General features: G+C 42.6%; 15 protein-coding genes. 4 read left to right on the top strand and 11 right to left on the bottom strand.

The genetic code is table 11. The annotated features are described in order from the left end of the window. Window positions 1-83 precede the first annotated feature (83 nt). From BMZ58_RS06735 to BMZ58_RS06715, 5 genes are all read right to left on the bottom strand, one after another. A complete protein-coding gene (locus tag BMZ58_RS06735) occupies window positions 84-371 on the bottom strand; it encodes an HNH endonuclease (RefSeq protein WP_075035789.1) in 288 nt (95 codons plus the stop codon). Further along, window positions 355-4,074, bottom strand: a complete 3,720-nt coding sequence (gene addA, locus BMZ58_RS06730) for a helicase-exonuclease AddAB subunit AddA (RefSeq protein WP_075035788.1) — start codon at window positions 4,072-4,074, stop codon at window positions 355-357. The genes BMZ58_RS06735 and addA overlap by 17 nt, the downstream gene beginning before the upstream one ends. Next, entirely contained in the window at window positions 4,068-7,574 is a 3,507-nt protein-coding gene (gene addB / locus BMZ58_RS06725; RefSeq protein WP_075035787.1) for a helicase-exonuclease AddAB subunit AddB, read from the bottom strand. The genes addA and addB overlap by 7 nt, the downstream gene beginning before the upstream one ends. A gap of 335 nt (window positions 7,575-7,909) precedes the next feature. Next, window positions 7,910-8,446 (bottom strand): signal peptidase I, encoded by a 537-nt coding sequence (lepB, locus tag BMZ58_RS06720; protein WP_075035786.1) that lies wholly within the window; start codon window positions 8,444-8,446, stop codon window positions 7,910-7,912. A gap of 54 nt (window positions 8,447-8,500) precedes the next feature. Then, window positions 8,501-9,148, bottom strand: coding sequence for a TVP38/TMEM64 family protein (locus tag BMZ58_RS06715; protein ID WP_075035785.1), 648 nt, complete (start codon window positions 9,146-9,148; stop codon window positions 8,501-8,503). Between the two features lie 208 nt (window positions 9,149-9,356). On the opposite strand from BMZ58_RS06715, the gene BMZ58_RS06710 reads away from it, so the two are divergent. Further along, window positions 9,357-9,773 carry a YhjD family protein gene (locus BMZ58_RS06710; protein ID WP_075035784.1) on the top strand — a complete coding sequence of 139 codons (417 nt, stop codon included), beginning with the start codon at window positions 9,357-9,359 and terminating at the stop codon, window positions 9,771-9,773. Here BMZ58_RS06710 and BMZ58_RS06705 read toward each other — a convergent pair. After that, window positions 9,694-10,221 carry a competence protein ComK gene (locus BMZ58_RS06705; protein WP_083412586.1) on the bottom strand — a complete coding sequence of 176 codons (528 nt, stop codon included), beginning with the start codon at window positions 10,219-10,221 and terminating at the stop codon, window positions 9,694-9,696. The two genes, BMZ58_RS06710 and BMZ58_RS06705, sit on opposite strands and share 80 nt — an antisense overlap. A 354-nt stretch (window positions 10,222-10,575) precedes the next feature. On the opposite strand from BMZ58_RS06705, the gene BMZ58_RS06700 reads away from it, so the two are divergent. Then, window positions 10,576-11,034: a DUF3939 domain-containing protein gene (locus BMZ58_RS06700; protein ID WP_075035782.1), complete on the top strand. Its 459-nt coding sequence runs from the start codon at window positions 10,576-10,578 to the stop codon at window positions 11,032-11,034. A gap of 99 nt (window positions 11,035-11,133) precedes the next feature. Here the strand turns inward: BMZ58_RS06700 and BMZ58_RS06695 are convergent, their stop codons facing one another. The 4 genes from BMZ58_RS06695 to BMZ58_RS06680 all read right to left on the bottom strand — a co-directional run bounded on the left by BMZ58_RS06695 (window position 11,134) and on the right by BMZ58_RS06680 (window position 16,082). Further along, the gene (locus BMZ58_RS06695) at window positions 11,134-11,880 is read right to left on the bottom strand and encodes an SDR family NAD(P)-dependent oxidoreductase (RefSeq protein WP_075035781.1); all 747 of its coding nucleotides are present in this window, start codon (window positions 11,878-11,880) and stop codon (window positions 11,134-11,136) included. Between the two features lie 715 nt (window positions 11,881-12,595). Beyond that, the gene (locus tag BMZ58_RS06690) at window positions 12,596-14,134 is read right to left on the bottom strand and encodes a fatty acid--CoA ligase family protein (protein WP_075035780.1); all 1,539 of its coding nucleotides are present in this window, start codon (window positions 14,132-14,134) and stop codon (window positions 12,596-12,598) included. 148 nt (window positions 14,135-14,282) lie between these two features. Further along, window positions 14,283-15,284 (bottom strand): lipoate--protein ligase, encoded by a 1,002-nt coding sequence (gene lplA, locus BMZ58_RS06685; protein WP_075035779.1) that lies wholly within the window; start codon window positions 15,282-15,284, stop codon window positions 14,283-14,285. 66 nt (window positions 15,285-15,350) lie between these two features. Continuing rightward, window positions 15,351-16,082 (bottom strand): MBL fold metallo-hydrolase, encoded by a 732-nt coding sequence (locus tag BMZ58_RS06680; RefSeq protein WP_075035778.1) that lies wholly within the window; start codon window positions 16,080-16,082, stop codon window positions 15,351-15,353. A 119-nt stretch (window positions 16,083-16,201) separates the two neighbouring features. On the opposite strand from BMZ58_RS06680, the gene yhfH reads away from it, so the two are divergent. Then, window positions 16,202-16,330: a protein YhfH gene (gene yhfH, locus BMZ58_RS06675; protein ID WP_075035777.1), complete on the top strand. Its 129-nt coding sequence runs from the start codon at window positions 16,202-16,204 to the stop codon at window positions 16,328-16,330. A gap of 209 nt (window positions 16,331-16,539) precedes the next feature. Here the strand turns inward: yhfH and BMZ58_RS06670 are convergent, their stop codons facing one another. Beyond that, a complete protein-coding gene (locus BMZ58_RS06670; protein ID WP_075035776.1) occupies window positions 16,540-17,553 on the bottom strand; it encodes a LacI family DNA-binding transcriptional regulator in 1,014 nt (337 codons plus the stop codon). Between the two features lie 190 nt (window positions 17,554-17,743). On the opposite strand from BMZ58_RS06670, the gene BMZ58_RS06665 reads away from it, so the two are divergent. Next, window positions 17,744-18,466 carry a nucleoside hydrolase gene (locus BMZ58_RS06665; RefSeq protein WP_167360040.1) on the top strand — a complete coding sequence of 241 codons (723 nt, stop codon included), beginning with the start codon at window positions 17,744-17,746 and terminating at the stop codon, window positions 18,464-18,466. The last annotated feature ends 36 nt before the right edge of the window (window positions 18,467-18,502 follow it).

The following is an 18,502-nucleotide window of genomic DNA, read 5'->3' as shown; positions in this document are numbered from 1 at the left end:
AAATAAAAAACGCGAGAGATCAAGATTTCCAAATCTGATTTCTCGCGTTTTAGCGTCAAAAAAATGCTTTTCCTAACATCTTATCATTTTCTCTTCCGTCGGTTCGACTTCCGTGTCGTAATTTTCTTTTCTGGATCCTGCTTTTTGACCCACCGTAAATACTTTTCCATATCCGGATGTTCCTGCAGACGGTCAATGGAATGATAAAACGCTGCTAATTCTTCGTTCCTGAAAAGAGCATGAATCTGCCGGTGACATGCGTTACACAACAAGGCTGTCGGTCCATTCACTCCTCCGAATTGCTTCGGAATCAAGTGATGTTCCGTCGTCTTCACCGGTGAACGATGACACAAATCACATGTCTCCTCGATGGGTATCTACCTCCACCGCGAATGATCCGTCAAAGAAATACAAACAACTCTTCCGGACCGGCTGTTTCCATATTTTTTCAAGTGCCGTTTCATAAAGACTGAGCTGGGTGCGATAACGATCAGCCATTTTCACCTTAGTACCCTCTAATTCTTCAGGGAGGACATCGGACTTGTAATCAAGGATCATCCATCCGTCTTCGTAAGGAATCATCACATCAATGACACCTTGAATGAAAACCTGCTCATCTGTTGCAGTTTCCCAATCAGCATACACTTGATCAGCAGGAAGGGTGAGACTGAAGGGAACTTCTCTTTCGATTCCTTCTACTTCCCGCACGTACTGGCCAATTTCTGTTTTGAAAAAGTTGGCAATGGCTTCAAAATCAATCACATCCGCTTCTTCACGACGGAGAATTTCCTTAAGGACAAGATGCTCAACATACTCTTCGACTTCTAGTGCTGACCATTCTTTTGTCAAAGGAAGATGTTGCATGACCGTATGCATAGCTGTCCCCCGTTCAGCTGCTGTCAATTGTTTTTCTCCTTGCATAAATCGTGGTCGTTTCACAATCGGTGCACGATAAGGAATCAACAGTTGATCACTGGAATATTCATCCTTTGTTTCCCGTTGACGCTTGATTTCTGTAACCGTCTGCTTCGCCCTCGTGTAGGCAGCTTTTTGGTGGGGATAAACAAAGTCCAGCCGCTTCACATATGAATCAGAGACATTTGCTTCCTTTTCGATTGGCTTCCATTCTTGAATGGCTGTCTGCAACTCTTCATCGCGCTTCTCTTTTACTTCATCTAAAACAGAGAACTCACTACCATGGGCAATCTGGACACGCCACTGTGATTCATCATAATGAATCTCCTCCGCAGTCATCACTTCTATATCTCCTCTAAGATTCTCGGTATGCTGATGGCGGATCAAAGCTGGGCCGACCCAATCTAAGTAGGACTTCGCTTCTAACCGGTCATGCGGGGGGAGCACCCAATCTCTAGTCCCGGCAAAGTCCTGCCACTTCTGCTGTTTCTTCTCAAAAGAAGCAACATTGCCAACCATCACCAGTTTTTCTTTCGCCCTCGTCAGCGCGACATAAAGAACACGCATTTCTTCTGCGAGGAGCTCTCGCCTCTTCGCCTCTTTGAGTGCATGATAGGCTAGGGTCGGGTACATCAGCCTCTTTTCCGGATTAATGTATCGGGAACCGAAACCATAGTCTTTGTGCAACAAATACCGATTCTTTAAATCCATCATGTTAAATTGCTTATCCATGGCCCCGAGGATGACCATAGGGAACTCAAGCCCTTTACTCTTATGGATCGTCATAATCCGCACCACATCTTCCTGTTCTCCTAGTGCCCGTGCTGCTCCGAGGTCATCCCCACGCTCTTCAATACGCTCGATGAAGCGGAGGAAACGGAACAACCCGCGGAAAGATGTTGATTCATAGGACCTGGCCCGGTCGTATAAAGCTCTTAAATTGGCCTGACGCTGACGCCCTCCCGGCATACCACCGACAAAATCATAATAGCCGGTTTCACGGAAAATATCCCAGATCAACTCTGACAGAGCTCCTTGTCGTGCCCGTTCGCGGAAGCTTTTCAATAACTCTAGAAAGGCATCCACTTTATCTCCAAGTTCATCTTTAACAACGTACGATTGCATTGCTTTGTAATAGGTTGCCCGTTTTTTTGCAAGACGAATCTGTGCCAGTTCATCTTCATCAAGCCCGACAATCGGTGATTTCAATACGGAAGCAAGTGGGATATCCTGCATCGGATTATCAATGACTTTGAGCAGACTGAGCATCACTTTTATTTCAATCGCTTCAAAATACCCAGTGGAAAGCTCGGCGTAAATCGGAATGCCCTGTTGCTTCAGTTCATCCACAATTGTTGGTGCCCATGTCATCGACCTCATCAAAATGACGATATCGCGATACTGAAGAGACCGCTTCGTTCCCGTTTCTTTACCGACCACTTGTAAGGGCTCCCCACCTTCATAACCAAGCCATTTACGGATCATCTTTCCATAGGCGCGTGCTTCGAGTTGAGCTTTTTCTAAATCTTTATAGCCTTCCTCTTCTTCCGTATCATTTTCTTGTGCTTCTCTGTCAATCAAGAACAGTTCAGCATCTGCATCATCGGCTGTAAGCTCATCATAAATCTTGTTGCTGTAAATGAGTTCTGCATCTTTTTCATACTCCATTTCTCCCACTTCTTCATCTAACACTTGACGGAAGATATAATTCGTTGCATCGAGCACCTGTTTCCGACTGCGGAAATTACGAGCCAAGTCGATGCGCTCTCCACCGTTTTCCTCCGTCCCATATAACTTATATTTATTCAAAAATAAAGATGGTTCCGCATGACGGAAACGATAAATACTCTGTTTTACATCTCCCACCATGAACAAATGTCCGGCCTCTTTCCCTTCCGTTAACAACCTCAATAATGTCTCTTGTACAAGATTGGTGTCCTGATACTCATCGATGAGCACTTCAGAGAATTGCTTCTGGAAACTTTCTGCGACAGCCGAAGGAATAAGTTCTGCTGGTGTTGCCTGGTCATGAAGTAAGATATGCAAACAATAGTGTTCTAAATCGGAAAAGTCGACAATCGCTTTTTCTTTCTTCAACTGTTCATAACGCTCTTTGAAATCCCTCACGATAACCGCAAGCTGCTCCATGACGGGGTACAAATCCTGCATATCCTTTAAATAACTATCGAGCGAGCGGGAAAACCACTCATCTCTCAGTTCATTCCAGCGCTTCTTATATCGATCACGGATTTTTTTCGCTTGTTCCTTTTTATCTGCATCACAATCCATTTTCTTACGAGATAAAGTCGCAAATTTTTGATCGGCAATGAATGATTGCATTTCTGTCCAGGAGTGAGCTATAGCTCCTTTCGCTTGCTGAACCAACTCCAAATCCGCATCTGCCGTTTCTCCATAAGCATATGGACCATCTGGTTCACGAGTCAGTTCAAGTACTTGGTGTACTTCTACTTCCATCGCTTTCAACTGACTCTTCACTTCTTGCTTCAAAAGGTCGAGCCACGGCAAATCCGCTTCGCTTTCCACATGTTCGACATTGTACATTTCCACCATTTGGTCCAACCAGGCATCCGGCCACGGGTTTTGGGTCGCAAATGTATATAGATCGAGCACCAGCTTCTCCACATCCAAATCACTACGGTCACTAGAAAAGCGCTCTACTACATCGAAGAAGCGTTGTTGTTCTTCTCCTTCTTTTCCATACCAATCTTCAAAGAGGTCCTCTAGCACTTCCTGCTGAATTAAATCGGACTCCACTGTGTCAGCAATACGAAACCCTGGGTCAAGATCAAGTAAATATGCATAACGGCGCACGACTTCCATACAAAAGGAATGCAATGTTGAGATTGAAGCATTTTGCAACAAGGAAAGCTGTTTTTTCAAATGGTGGGAGCCTGGATTCTCTTCCAGAGCTTTCGCAAGCGCTTGACCTACCCGGTTACGCATCTCTTGTGCTGCTGCATTCGTAAAAGTAACGACAAGCAATGAATCAATATCAACAGGCTTTTCTTTATGCAACAATTTTTGAATGATTCTTTCCACAAGTACCGCCGTCTTACCAGACCCAGCTGCTGCGGCGACAAGGATATTCGAACCATGCGAATAAATGGCTCGCTCCTGTTCTTCCGTCCAACTCACCATTTCCCATCCCCCTCTCTCTTTATCAATCTCTCTAATACATCTTCATCTTTCATTTCCTGTAACTTGCGATAATTATGATCTTCCAGCGTTGGATCGAATTGACATACAGGACGATAAGAACAGAATTCACAGGCCACCTGCTGCTTTTTCTGAAAAGGATCAAGATCGACCTGACCATCGGTAATCTTTGTCCCAGCCTCTGTCATCAAACTTCGTATATACTGTTTCAACTGTTCAAAACGCTCCGCATCCGCTGTCTTCGAACTCTTATAAAAGCCACCTTTCGCTTTCAATGCGGCAGGAACTATTTGACTATATCCTTTGTCCAACCCTGTATCCATCATTTGAACGACACGTTCATTCTCAAGGAGAAGTCCTTGCATTTTGAACTTCTTGAAGATCTCCTCTTCAATTTGCTCATCTTTCAACAACTGTTTGCCTGTGATCATCGGGTTGTGCACATGGAAATAAAGCACCCCTGCTGGGGAGGCACTTTGTCCAAGCCAATGTTCAGCATTTGTCAGCACAACATCTAAATAAGCAAGCATTTGTAAAGATAATCCATAAAAGACATCTACAAGGCTCAATCCTTTACTGCTCGATTTGTAGTCAATAATCCGTAAATATAAATCTTCTTCAGACAGTGCCTTGTCGACGCGGTCTATTCGCCCTCTCAACATAAGTTCATAACCATTAGGCAAATCGAGGGAAAGCGGCGGCAGTTTGGCATCGCCTCCTGTCCCGAAACCGAGCTCGAGTCCGACCGGGGAAAAGTTACTATTTCTTGCCTGTTCACTAAGTACAAAGGTCGCCCGCGCAATGACTTGCTGTAACTTCTTTTGAATATATTGATAACGGTTCGAGCTTTTCAAAATTTGATTTTGGAGAACTGGTGCTAATTCATTTGTCGCCTTCTCCGCATACAGGTTTGTTTCTCTACGATCTAATTGAGAAAAATCACGACCTTCCACCTGAATCCACTCCGTAATTTGCTTGAGAGCCTCATGAAACAACTGACCGATGTCAGGGGCGTCCAATTTATATGTCCGACGTTCTTCCAACCCAAGGCTGTGTTGTGCGAAATATTGATACGAACAACGGTGGTAGGTCTCCAGACGCGAGACACTTGTCTTTACCGTTGGGTCGAACAACTGACCTGTCGTTTCCTTAGACAAGGATACTGGTTTGTTTTTGTAAAAGAGACTCTGCAGAATACGATTCGTGAGACCATTAGGCTGCTCATGTTCGATGTACCAGTTCAATACTTCCCACCAAACCGGCTGCATGACATACCCTTTCAAATACCGGGCAAACTGGGAGGTGAGTGCCGACCTCGTCTTTTGAGGATTGGTGATAAAGCGGGTGGCATCATGCAAGTCATCGGGATCATGTAACATCACATGCTCTTTGCATACTGGAAACAATTCTTCTATACGTGGAATCAAATTCGCTGGTACTTTTGATTTCCCTTCTTCATTGCTTAAGGGATAGCTGATCCACAGTTTATCTGAAGCCATCGTCAATGCTAAATATACATAAAAACGATCATCTAAAAGCTGACGATTACTTCCATCTGCTAACTGCAAACCATGCTCCGCTAGCAGCGATCGTTCTTGCTCTGAAATCATTCCGTCACTCGGAGGTTTCATCGGCCACATGCCGTCTGTCACCCCGAGTAGAAATGCGGCTTTGATTCCTGTCATGCGCGACCTGTCAACACTTCCGACAATAACATGATCCATGCTTGGTGGAACGTGAGCGAACGTTAATGATTCGATTCCACTGTCTAGTGTGTGGCGGAACACTTGTAGCGACATTTTTTCGTCACCGGCCATTTCAACCATTTCATCTAGTAATTGTAAGAATTCATCCCAAACTTGGGCTTGCTCACGACCACGTTCTATTTCACCTTTTTCATCATAATAATCCCGCCACGTCTCCAGTTGTCCTGGAACTTTCAAACCTTCCAGCCATAAGTAAATCGCTCTCGCCTGTTCCTCGATTGTTTCTGCAGCACGAAGCTCTTCGTCAAAGGATTGCAATGCATCACGTACCTGTTCCCTATAGGCATTGATCCGTTGTTGCTTCGCTTTTTCTTCATCTGTTTGTGAGGAATTCTCGAACCCACGGAAACGTTGGTAAACCCATGGCTCATCAGAGAACCATTGACTCCGTGCTCTGATTCCGTATTCCAATACATAATTCTCAAGCTCATCAATGGCGTCTTCTGTTAACGGATCATTACGGTCCGTAGCTGGAATGAAACCGGTTTTCAACAATCGGAAAACCGCATCATAACGAAAGTTACCTTCTATAACATCTAGCCCGGAACGAACGAGCTCGATCATCGGGTGGTTAAGCATCGTCCTTTTTTCATCGATAAAAACCGGGATATCATAGTCATCAAAAAGCGTTTCAACCAAACTATGGTAGACTTCCGGTTCTCTCATTAAAATAGCAATATCTTTATAACGATAGCCTTCATCCCGAACGAGGCGGAGAATTTCCTGTGCTACTCCTTCTACTTCTGCGCGAGGGTGGACGGCTTCCGCAATCTGTATTGGCGCTTCACCTTCGAACGCTTCCGCTGGCCGCACATCATAGCATTGTTCTAAATGTTGAAAAGCAGGTTGGTGTTTCATCCTTCCCTCTTTATGGTCAAGGATTTCTACATCATCTACCTTGACCCCCGCTTCTTCCACTACATTTTTCAAATCCAAATAGGTTTGTTTCGTTTCGTGAAATAAGTCAAGCTCCGGATTTTCGTCATGCTCTGGCTGCTCGGCTGTCAGGGTAACATTCACTGTCTTCACTTTTTTCAACAGGGCTTCTATGACTCCATATTCCTGCGGAGTGAAACTATGAAATCCATCAATATATACTTCCGCCCCTTCTAGAAAGGCAGCTTCAGGAATTTTGCTTGCGAGCAGCTGCAATTGATCCTCACTGTCTATATATTGATCCTTTAGTGAGTCGACAAGACGATCGTAAATGTATACTAAATCATCCAACTTATCACGCAGTCCTTGCTCCTGATTCGTCGAATGCACAAACTGGTCGAGGGCATCGATTTGAGAGTGCAAGTCGTTGGGAGTAATCCGGTATCGCTTAAATTCCGTAATCATCCCTTCCAGTTGTTCAATAAAACCTTGCTTTTCAATCGCTTTTTGGAAAACCCGCCAATCGGATGTACGCTCTTCGACGATTTTGCGCAACATCATCTGTACCCCAGTCGATGTGATGAACTTCCTCGTCCCTCCGCCTGTTTCCTGAAGAACACGCCACGCAAGCCTTGAAAAACTGAATACTTGTGCGCGGATCGATCCTTCGACCCCGTCCCGTTTCAGAAGTCCGTATTCCTGCTGAAACGTCATTTGGTCAGGAACGATATAAATAACTGTTGCCCCTCTTGGGTCATCTTTTAACTTTTTCTCGATTTCATCCAAGCAGCGTGTACTCTTTCCAGCTCCTGAACGTCCGAGCAAAAAACGCATACCCATTTCGTCCGCTCCCTTCACTCTCATTCTGTTTATATTTTATCATTTTTGTTCCATTTATGATGGAAGGACACTTTCTGGTCGCGCCGAACGGCGATGGATTCCACATACTCAAAGATTCCCCTTTGCTTTTTGAAACGTTCCCTCTAAAAAATAATTCTGCAAACGGAAACTTCAACGTTCAAAAACAACCACCTGTACTAGCTATTAATAAACACAGGCTATTCTATAGCCCCTATGTACTCAAGCCTCCGTTACCTTTTTATCATATAGAGGCGGACTCTCCACATTCTTAATTTTCCACACAAAAAAACCGCCCTGGGGTGGACGGCTTCAAATTAGAACTGAACTCCTAATTGATTAACAGGCCAGTAGCGAACATCGACCTTCCCTACGACCGATTCAATCGGCACAAAACCGAAATAACGGCTGTCCAAACTATCACGGCGATTGTCCCCCATGACAAACAAGTGACCTTCTGGAACTCTCTTATGGCCCGTCAATTCCTCTAAAGTAAAATCTTCCGTAAAAGGGTGTCCATCCTCAGGACGCAATGGATCTAAATATCTCTCATCAACAAGTTTCCCATTAATATATAGTTGATCATTTTTCACAAAAACCTCATCCCCGCTGATTCCAATGACGCGTTTCACATAATCTTCTTCTTCATTCGCATGAAAAACGATGACCTCCTGTCTGTCGATCTCCTGCCAATCATAAACAGCTTTATTGACCATCAGCAGGTTTCCGTCATCCAGTGTCGGTTGCATTGATTCTCCATCGACAATGTAACTGGCAAACAGATAGGAACGAAAGACGAAAGCCAATATTAAAGCGAGCAGTACCGTGCGAATTACCCTACGATATTTTTTCATGGTTAGCTCCTCCAGAGGTTATTCTATCAACATTCTACCCTTCCTGAAGGTGAGCTAATCCTCACTATAGACTTTGCGCTCCGCCTTTTTCTGAATCCATGTCTCCATATACTTTCCAAGAACCCAAAAAAGGAGAATACAAATCCCTACAACGACTGACTTAACAGGGTTTTGTGCGAAGGAAGCGATACTTGAACCAACATAAGCAATGGTGAAAATCATGACCGACTTCCCTAGTAAAACAGCAAGTATGAATTGCTGGCGGCTTACATTTGATAACCCTGCTACAATATTGATGATAGCAGAAGGGGAAAACGGAAAGCACATGAGTAGAAAGAGCGGGCCGAAACCGTGTTCCTCTACCCACCGCATCACTTTTTTCACTTGCTTTTGCTTGGTTATCTTTTTGAAAAAGCGTTTGTTCCCTAATTTGCGAATGACAAAGAAAACACCAAGCGCTCCAATCACTGCTCCGATCCAAGAATAAAGAAAACCTTTGAACAGTCCATATACAACCGCGTTTGCCATCACAAACGCCACTAGCGGTAAAATTGGCAAAAATGCCTCGATTAAAGGTAAGAGAATTCCCGGAAGTGGCCCGAACCGTTCTAGTTCCTCTAATTGCCTGATTGCATATTCAAATAACTCATCGTTTTCTGCTAACCGACGCCATTGCTCGATTTTTCCCATCACTGACTCCATGGTGCGTCTCCTTATGTACACTAATATTCAGTGTATCTTTTTCCTTTATTCTACCGAAAAGCTAGTCAAATGCCTACCAGGGAATAGTCATATCCAGATTTCTCCCCTTTTCCATTTTCCACCTTTCCGTAAAACCTCTTGCATAATTCGAATCATTCCGTGGTATAATAGAACAAGAACATTTGTTCGCGTTTTGGAGGGGAATGATATGAGGTATTTAAAACAAAAAGAATTGGATCTCGCTTCCCGCTATTTGTTTTTATCTATGGCGATCACCGTCATCAGGCAAGACAGGAAACATATGGAACAGGGGAAATTCAAGATTAAAGAACCGTACATGGAGCTTCTGGGAAAGATGGAGCTTGAAGCGCGCAATGAAAGGAAAAAGCTGAGAAAGCAAATGGATCAATGGAAATTACAGGTAGTGGAGTCGGGAAGAAACGATTCGTTCACATCATTCTTATTCTTGGCTCACGGCTATGAAGAAAAGCGGAATTATTTCAATCCCGCCATCAGAAAGAAAGTCGAAAACATCTTGTTTGAGCTCATGAAAAGGTCTCAGCAATCCACTCCGCACGATTATCAGAAGACACAGACGCCGGTTGGTAACGATCTTCAAGGATAACCCGCAAATGCGCCGTACGCTGCACTTGATTTGCAAACATGCCGTCAGAAACGGGGAGGTTGACAGACATACCATTGACAAAATTTACAGTGGTCGTTTTGTTGGGTTCACCTTTGTAGGAACGGATATATTTGTGGGCGATCCAGGAGCAGTCTTTGCGTTTCGGGGAAATGATTGGGAAGAAATAAATGCCCATCGCTTCTGATATGACAATTGGAGGCTTATGGGTGTAGCTCGTCAATTGTTTTGTTCCAGCAATGCGGCCCTCTAAACTACTTGCAAAATAACGGCATGAATTATCAATCACTTCACTTGGACACCTTGGAACTTCTAAGTGTTCGCCACGTTCAATCACTTCTGTGTAAATTTGTCCCCCTTCCCCTTGTTTTGCGAGCAATGCCATCGTTTGAGGATTAATTTCATATTCCTTACTCGGAACATATGTCACACACATCAACATCCTTTCCATTCAAGTAGCGGTAGTTTCTTTGGATCAGGTCGAATTTACCGCTTATCTTCTTTAATTTACCAAAAGATTCTTGAAAAGTCTAAACATTAATAAAAAATGTTCTATTTCGTTAATTTTGCTATACTAAAAGTACCGCAACTTTTCCTGAGGAATTAAGCGTCCATTGATGTTAAGAGATGTAACCAATGATTAGACAGTGCTAAAATAACGCTTTTTTCATTTCCTGAAACACGTCTGTCCCTGTAATAGTGCAGGATCCCCAGCCTTTATATCGAACAGGATTGAAGTTACCTGGAAATCATAACAATCATTTATTTTATAGGAGGAATGAATGTGTGGAACCGTAAAAAAAAGAATTCAAACAATCAGTCCCCCCTCGAGAAAAAAGATTTATCGATTCATGATATCCGTAAAGCGGTCCATGCTTATGCGGATGACAAACCAAAAGAAGTACCCCTCAGCGTCTTGATCAAAGAAGATTTAACCCTCGACTATGAACTTTTAGCTCCCTATTTAAAAGCCATCCCTACTCATACCTTCTACATGTCTCGTGAAACTTATGAATTGTTCGAGGAGCAGGATAAAGGGTTGGCGATAGATCTTGATCTTGTCCAACGCGCTGTCGATCAGTATATGAAACAAACTCAAGAACTCCCTATTATTGATAATGATCCTTACAAACGTATCAATTACTTCAAATTGGAGCGTCTTCACCTGCTGGAAAGACGCCCCGATCGTGAGTTTTACCTAACAAATGAAGAATTCATGATTACTTACAAAAAGCCAAAATAAACGAATAAGCAGTTATAATAAAAAAGGTTGCACCAAAAATTCAACCTTATACAAACAAAAAATCGAGCACCATTGCGCTCGATTTTCTAAAAAACCCTATTATTGATCAGCCGTTCCTAATGTCATTCCACCATCTACAACAATCTCTGTACCAGTACAATAAGAACTATCTTCGGAAGCAAGAAAGGCGACCGCTTTGGCAATTTCAGCTGGCTGACCAATGCGACCAAGCGGAATGGAGTCATAAAAGGAAGGAACCGCTTCCCCTTTTGTCGCCATCTCCGTCTCCACACCTCCGGGATGAATCATATTGACACGAATCCCCTCAGGTCCTAGTTCAATAGCTGCCGATTTCGACATAGCGACAACGGAAGCCTTTGTGGCTGCATAAGCAGAAGAATGACTGATTGGAGCAAAAGATGAAATCGATAGGTTATTAACGATCGATCCCTTTTTCTGCTTGGACATATGAGGGATAACAGCTTGCATGCCCAAGAACACCCCGAGCTGATTGACATCAATTAACTGCTGATATTCGTCCAAGGTCATTTCCACAAAGGGCTTTCTCTTCAGAATCCCTGCATTATTCACAAGAACATCTATACGCCCGAACCTTTCTACAACTAGATCTACCGCTGATTTCCATTCCTCTTCTTTTGTGACATCTAACTGAACGGCGAGTGCACGTGAAGAATCAAGGTTACTTACCACATCTTGAGCATGGCTTTGATGACGAGCTCCAAAAACCACAATCGCTCCTATAGACAATAAATATTCTGCAATTGCTCGCCCTTGACCACGGTTCGCTCCAGTCACAAGAACCACTTGATTTTCCAATCGACTCATACACATTCTCCTCTGACGCTGTCATAGATATTATTATTACATCTAAAAAAGTTTCCCATACTTAGGCAACATATGCAAAGAGACATAGTCATCCTTAAGATTGCCTTCTAGTCCTTTATTGTAAAATAACACAAAAAAAATACCCATGCTCCAAATGAGCATGGGCCAAAAGAGACGACTGGTTAAACTTTTGAGTGAGGGAATAAACTGTTGGAAAAGTTCTTTTGAGAGGAAAGAGCTTTTCCGTGACACTCATCAGTAAATGAAATTACTGACCTATTTATGACAACCAAATCATAAATAGTATGAGATAAATAAGCATCACCGCTTATCTGTCTTTATTGTAATATATCTCCGGCCAACCTTCACCGAAAAAAAGTTGCGGAGAACCGCAAAGACGTGCGAATTTTCTAGTAAATGACATACGACATCTACTTTGGATACGGTTCACGGCAGACTAATATTCTCATCTATTTCTTCATGGAGTTCTGCATCCTCTATCTTCAATCGCTTTTGTAGAGATCCATTAAGCCCTCGTGTGTCTTCTATCCTTTTTTCTTCATAAGAAGTTTACATGCGCTGTTGCAGAAACCATTCCATCCATCAAAAAGATAATCCGCAACGGATGAACTTCTATGATACGAATGCCCACGTCATCATGTTCCCCCAAGGTGAAAAAGGCGCCCCGTGTATAAAACGGAACGCCTTTTCGATATTATGATTTAGTTAATTGTTCTCGTAAGTTCTTTCGCAGTATCTTTCCTGTTGTGTTTTTCGGTAATTCGGACATGAACTTAATATGGGACGGTAGTTTGTATTTAGCCAGATGGTTACGACAATAGTCAATCAAATCTGTTTCATTTAGGGAAGGGTTTGTTGTGACAATGAAGCTCGTCACCGTTTCTCCAAGCTCGGGATCTGGTGAACCTACTACAGCTACTTCTGTAACATCTTCATGTTTGTACAACACTTCTTCCACTTCCCGGGGATACACATTATAGCCTCCAACAAGGATCATATCCTTTTTCCGATCGACGATATAAAAATATCCTTCCTCGTCCACTTTAGCCATATCACCTGTATAGAGCCAACCATCACGAATTGTAACAGCGGTTTCTTCTGGGAGTTTGTAATACCCTTTCATAACGTTTGGACCACGTACGATCAATTCACCTACTTCTCCTACCGGCACTTCCTCTCCCAACTCGTCCACAACTTTGTTTTCCACATTTTTGATATTCTGTCCGATTGAACCCGCTTTCCTTGGACGATCGAGTGGATTAAACGCCGTTACAGGGGAAGCTTCGGATAGTCCGTAGCCTTCAGAAACACGAACATCGAACTGCTTTTCAAATGATTCGAGTAGGGCTACAGGAAGAGATGACCCCCCTGAAATACATAAGCGCATATGACGGAACGTCTGAGCTTGGTCCTTCCCTGTCTGTAGAAGATAATTATACATCGTTGGCACACCTGCAAAAACGGTCGCTTTATGCTCATCTGCTATTGCAAAAACTTCTTGAGGAGAGAATTTAGGCACAATGAGAACCGTTCCAGCGTTCATGACTGGTGCATTTAAACAAACGGTCAAACAGAAAACATGGAACATCGGTAAAGTAGCAATCACACGGTCGTCTGAAGATACCTCCAAGTATTCTGCAACATCAATAGCGTTAGAGTACAGATTTTTGTGAGTGAGCATGGCACCTTTAGGCTTACCAGTAGTCCCGGAAGTGTATAAAATGACACCGACCTCTTCTTCATCCAAATCTGGCGCATCAAACTGTATACTTCCTTCGGTCACCATTGTTGTAAACGATTTCATTTTTGCTGATACCGAAGGTGAGTCAAGCTCCACACCAATACCTGTGTCAGCAACAAAATAATGATTCACTTCTAGTGAGGCATCCATTTGCTCAAATTTCTCTACCAATACATCCATCGTCATCACGGCTTTTACGTCCCCGTTTTTCAAAATGTAAGTCATTTCATCAGATGTGTACGTTGGGTTAATCGGAATCACGGTGGTACCTGCACGTAAAGCTCCGTATAAGCCAATCATGAACAAAGGGCTATTCCCACTGACAAGCGCAATATGATCCCCTTTGCCATACCCTAGTTCTGACAACCTAGAAGCGAATTTGGTAACTGACGCATCAAACTCCCTGTAACTCACCCGATCGCCTTGAAATATGTAGGCATCTTTGTCAGGGTGACTTTGGGCCGTAAGCGCCAGCTGTTCGCTTAAATTCATGTGTGTTCCCCCTCAACTATGAATGAATGATCATTCATTATTGTAATTTTCTATTTAATTATAAAATACTGAAAATTATTTAGCAAACTTTAAGTGATTATGTCATAAAAGAATGATCCGACCCTGCCGCACAGGATCGGATCATTCTTTAATAAATCATATCAAGAAAGTCTTCTTTACTGATTTTACCCAGATAATGAGACACGTCTGTATCCCCAATCGCTTCAGAGATCGCCTGACGCTCATATTTTGTTCCAATTAGGATTTCTTCGATTTCATTAATATCCCCGACGCCAAAGAAATCGCCGAAAATTTTCGCGTTTTGAATATATCCTTTTATAACATCTAAACGGATATCGTAACTCCCGGCACCTTCTACTCGCTTCGTCTGCTGAATGTTGAATTTCGGAGATTTCCCATAATTCCAATCCCAGTTTTTGTACCGCTCATCCGCTAATTTGTGAATGTTATCCCAGTCTTCCTTGGTGAGTTTATATTGAGGCACATCTTTTACATCTTCCACATCGAAAATATAGCGGAGAATCATATTTTTAAACTCTTCCATAGAAATCTTTTCATCAAGGAAGTCAGAAATATTCGCTACACGGCTGCGAATCGACTTAATTCCTTTGGACTTGATTTTCTCTGTCTTAACGTTCAGTGCTGAAACGACGTTTTCGATTTCTGAGTCAAACATCAATGTACCATGACTGAACATCCGGCCTTTAGTAGAAAACTGAGCGTTTCCTGAAATTTTACGACCATCTTCAGCCACGATGTCATTACGTCCAGACAACTCCGCATTGACCCCTAATGTTTTCAGTGCTTCTGTGACGGGTTCTGTGAATTTAGCAAAATCGTGGAAGCTGTCTCCATCATCTTTCGTAATGAAGCTAAAGTTCAAATTACCAAGATCATGATATACAGCTCCCCCACCAGAAAGCCGGCGTACTACGTGGATACCGTTTTCCTCTACATAATTCGTATTGATTTCTTCCACAGTATTCTGGTTCTTACCAATAATAATGGATGGTTCATTGATATAGAACAGCAAGTAGGTGTCGTTGATATCAAGGTTTTTCAATGCATATTCTTCAATAGCTAAATTGATCCGGGGATCATTGATACCCTCATGATCGATAAAAAGCATTTTTAACATCCTTTCTAGTCCTGATCTCCATGTACTATTGTAATCGTTTCGACACCCTGAGACAATTTATTTACTCCATGTCAAACCTTCCTCAGCCAGCTGTATAGTTCCGTGAAAGGTATCTTCCGCCTCTTGTCGTAATTTTGTCAACTGGCCGAAATGCGGCAGATGACTAAGCCACAATGTTTCCACATTGGCTTCCGATGCAATTGTTGCCGCTTCTATACTTGTCATATGTCCAGCTTTCTTTCCGTCCATACCTTTATAAAAATTCGTATCGGTTATCAAAAGGTCTGCTCCACGGGCAAAATCTGTCCACCCTTCGAAGTAACTAGTGTCCGATGTATACACCGCCGTGTCATTACCATCTGATATGCGCATACCATAACAGGGTACAGGGTGGCTGGTTTTCAGAAATTCTATGGAGAACGGTCCCACTTCCAGTGTCTGGTTAGGATCATAAACCACACCTTCTGTATATTGGTGTGTCAATGAATCAAACTTCTCCTTATCTTCTTTGTGTCCATAGATCGGGAGTTTTTCATTTGTTTCTTCAAGTGTATTCTGTACCAGGTATGCATACTGTAAAGGTCCGATGTCCGCAATATGGTCGTGATGATAATGCGATAAAACAACAGCATCAAGGTCAGTCACTTTCTTAAACTGTTGTAGACGCGACAACACACCACTGCCGCAGTCCACCAACAAGACAAAACCATCTTCCTCGAATAAATAGCCTGATGTGGCGCTCCCTGCTGCTGGGTAAGCCCCCCAATAACCAATAACAGTAACCTTCATTACCATTCCCTCCTTAAAACTTTTTGCCTATTTTTACATTGTTTTATAACAGATTATTGATTTCTGAATATTGTTATAATACAATGAATTTACATTAAAAATATTTGGAGGCGATAAAGATGATGAATGTTCTTGAGTTCTTCCGTAACCTTCCGAAAAAACACTGCTCCAACTGTGGAAATGTCATCAAGGAAAAAGCAGATTGCTACGGTAACATTTGTGACGAATGTGATCATCCTGCCCGCTAATTCTAGTATTCCACAAAAAACATAAGAATGAACATTCGATTTGGAGCAGCTGTAATAAGCTGCTTTTTTTTGCTCTAAAAATAGAACCCACTCATATGTATAGTTTCCCTCTCTATGTATATATTGCTTTTCCCAGGCTGTTAATTAATCTGCCCTTTTGAATCACGGAATGCCAAGAAATCATAAAAATATCCATCCGGTAGGTTATTCTACTGGATGGACATTTTTTTTCGTTTTGTTGAGTTTCTTATGAGTAATTGATGAGGATAAATATACCGCTTTGGTGCAAGAGCACCGGGATGGAGCAACTGTTGTATTAATACATCAACTGTTTTATCTGCCATCTGCTTTACAGGTTGTTCAATTGTCGTAACGGACGGAACCATTAATAATGAGAGCATCTGGTTATCAAATCCGACGACCGCTAAATCTTCCGGGATATTCCAATCCGAGGAAGAAGCTTCATATATCAATCCTGCAGCAACTTCATCAGATCCCGTGAACACACCATCTACATGGGGAAGCTCGTTTTTTAACAATCGGAATACTTTTTGGCCATCATTCACATCCATCGCCCAGTCGATTGCTAATTCTTCCTGAAAGGATAACCCATGCTGCTCGATAGCTTCTATGAACCCTTCTTTTCTTTTTCTTGATAAATGACTTTCTGGGCCACCACTTACATAAGCGATCTGGCGACACCCCTCGTTAAGTAAATGGCTGGTAGCTTCATAAGCTGCTTGTTTGTGATCCATATGAATCATTGGTATACAAGACTCGTCCATATATTCATTACAGAAAACAATCGGTCCTGATTCTAAATTGGGTTCGACATCTTTCCATTCATTAACCAGTGATGCCATAATCATACCATCGACTTGCTTTGTCTTTAATAGTTGAAGATAATCCATTTCTTTTTTCTTGGAATCATGGGTCTGGCAAACAATCACTTGATATCCCCATTCCGATGCTTTTTCTTCAATAGCCTCAATCAAGTTCCCGAAAAATGGATTAGTCAATCGTGGCAAAAGAACAGCAATCGTTTCCGTACGTTGACTGCGAAGACGACGAGCAGAAGAATTGGGGACATACCCTAAGTCGTTCATGGCTTGAATGATCCGTTGTCGCTTCTCATCTGTCACGTAAGGTTGATTATTGATGACCCGGGAGACCGTTGTCCTCGATAAACCAGCCAGTTTCGCTACATCTTCAATCGTAGCCATCCTTACTCCCCCTTGATGCTTTTTGAAAACGTTTCCAAATCAATCATACTAATCATCCACCTTTCTTGCAAGCCCTTTCATATCTTGTGGAAAATTTCGTGAATTCATAAGAGGATAGGGGTTAAATAATTCATAAATTTATATTTTCAAAAATAAAATGAAGAAAAGGAAAAATAAGGGAGTTGGCACAGTGGAAAAAGTACTGATTATTGCCGATCCGGGAGTGGATGATGCGTTCGCCATCATGTATGCTCTACTTCAACCAAAGATAGAAATCGTAGGAATCGTTACGGAATATGGAAACGTAAGCCAAGAAGTTGCCTTAAAGAATACAGCTTACCTTTTACAATTGGCTGGCAGACAAGATATCCCCTTGATTTTTGGTGCTAAAAAGCCGCTTACTGGAGCCCCTCCCGAATTCTTTTACAATATTCACGGGGCTCATGGCCTGGGTGAAATCATTCCCCTTATCAAAAAGCCAGACCAAGTTTATCCTTTTCAGAAGGTTTATCAGTTGATTGATACATATGGAAAAGAATTAACCATCATCAACCTCTCTCGCCTAACATCCCTGGCCCTCACCTATATTCAATCACATAGCAATATACAAAAAGCTGGTAGAGTAATTGTGATGGGGGGTGCCTTCTTTGTCCCTGGCAACAGTACTCCTGTTGCCGAAGCCAATATTTATGGGGATCCTCAGGCAGCCAAAATCGTCGCTTCTCATGGAGAGGCTATTACATTTGCCCCTTTGAACATTAGTAACCGTGCCAACATTCCTCTAGATACCATCCAAGAAATCGCTGAACAAAATGACACGCCTTACTCCAGCATTATTCTCCCGATCATGAATTACTATAGTAATCAGTTACGAATCGATGCTTCCGGGAATCAATGGTGCCCCGCTTCATGATGTAACTCTTTTTTCTTACTTAGTAAACCCCGAGGA

The sequence above is a fragment of the Halobacillus dabanensis genome, assembly GCF_900114165.1.
Classification (GTDB): domain Bacteria; phylum Bacillota; class Bacilli; order Bacillales; family Halobacillaceae; genus Halobacillus; species Halobacillus dabanensis.
This window is presented reverse-complemented; position numbering and strand designations above follow the sequence as displayed.